Source organism: Dickeya oryzae, from assembly GCF_009372235.1.
In the GTDB taxonomy this organism is placed as follows: domain Bacteria; phylum Pseudomonadota; class Gammaproteobacteria; order Enterobacterales; family Enterobacteriaceae; genus Dickeya; species Dickeya oryzae.
This window is the reverse complement of record NZ_ML762921.1, coordinates 559,685-561,370: the sequence shown is the minus strand read 5'-3', so window position 1 is coordinate 561,370 and position 1,686 is coordinate 559,685. Positions and strand designations below refer to the sequence as shown.

1 rRNA gene is annotated in these 1,686 nt (G+C 53.5%); it reads left to right on the top strand.

Annotation, left to right across the window (positions count from 1 at the left end):
• The first annotated feature begins 99 nt into the window (after positions 1-99).
• Positions 100-1,641 (top strand): 16S ribosomal RNA (locus FAZ14_RS07350).
• Positions 1,642-1,686: the final 45 nt, after the last annotated feature.

Below are 1,686 nucleotides of genomic sequence, written 5' to 3'. Positions count from 1 at the left end.
TATTTAGTGAAAGTCTTGAAGAGTGACAACAGTTAATTCATTACGAATAAACAGTAAATTCTTTGAGCACCGTTTTCTTCGGAAAACACATCAAACTTTAAATTGAAGAGTTTGATCATGGCTCAGATTGAACGCTGGCGGCAGGCCTAACACATGCAAGTCGAGCGGCAGCGGGGGGAAGCTTGCTTCCCCGCCGGCGAGCGGCGGACGGGTGAGTAATGTCTGGGAAACTGCCTGATGGAGGGGGATAACTACTGGAAACGGTAGCTAATACCGCATAACGTCGCAAGACCAAAGAGGGGGACCTTCGGGCCTCTTGCCATCGGATGTGCCCAGATGGGATTAGCTAGTAGGTGGGGTAAAGGCTCACCTAGGCGACGATCCCTAGCTGGTCTGAGAGGATGACCAGCCACACTGGAACTGAGACACGGTCCAGACTCCTACGGGAGGCAGCAGTGGGGAATATTGCACAATGGGCGCAAGCCTGATGCAGCCATGCCGCGTGTGTGAAGAAGGCCTTCGGGTTGTAAAGCACTTTCAGCGGGGAGGAAGGGGGCAGGCTTAATACGTCTGTTCATTGACGTTACCCGCAGAAGAAGCACCGGCTAACTCCGTGCCAGCAGCCGCGGTAATACGGAGGGTGCAAGCGTTAATCGGAATGACTGGGCGTAAAGCGCACGCAGGCGGTCTGTTAAGTTGGATGTGAAATCCCCGGGCTTAACCTGGGAACTGCATTCAAAACTGACAGGCTAGAGTCTCGTAGAGGGGGGTAGAATTCCAGGTGTAGCGGTGAAATGCGTAGAGATCTGGAGGAATACCGGTGGCGAAGGCGGCCCCCTGGACGAAGACTGACGCTCAGGTGCGAAAGCGTGGGGAGCAAACAGGATTAGATACCCTGGTAGTCCACGCTGTAAACGATGTCGATTTGGAGGTTGTGGTCTTGAACCGTGGCTTCCGGAGCTAACGCGTTAAATCGACCGCCTGGGGAGTACGGCCGCAAGGTTAAAACTCAAATGAATTGACGGGGGCCCGCACAAGCGGTGGAGCATGTGGTTTAATTCGATGCAACGCGAAGAACCTTACCTACTCTTGACATCCAGAGAAGACTGCAGAGATGCGGTTGTGCCTTCGGGAACTCTGAGACAGGTGCTGCATGGCTGTCGTCAGCTCGTGTTGTGAAATGTTGGGTTAAGTCCCGCAACGAGCGCAACCCTTATCCTTTGTTGCCAGCACTTCGGGTGGGAACTCAAGGGAGACTGCCGGTGATAAACCGGAGGAAGGTGGGGATGACGTCAAGTCATCATGGCCCTTACGAGTAGGGCTACACACGTGCTACAATGGCGTATACAAAGAGAAGCGACCTCGCGAGAGCAAGCGGACCTCATAAAGTACGTCGTAGTCCGGATTGGAGTCTGCAACTCGACTCCATGAAGTCGGAATCGCTAGTAATCGTAGATCAGAATGCTACGGTGAATACGTTCCCGGGCCTTGTACACACCGCCCGTCACACCATGGGAGTGGGTTGCAAAAGAAGTAGGTAGCTTAACCTTCGGGAGGGCGCTTACCACTTTGTGATTCATGACTGGGGTGAAGTCGTAACAAGGTAACCGTAGGGGAACCTGCGGTTGGATCACCTCCTTACCGAGTAGAAGTGCCTGCGTGGTGTCCACACAGATTGTCTGATGA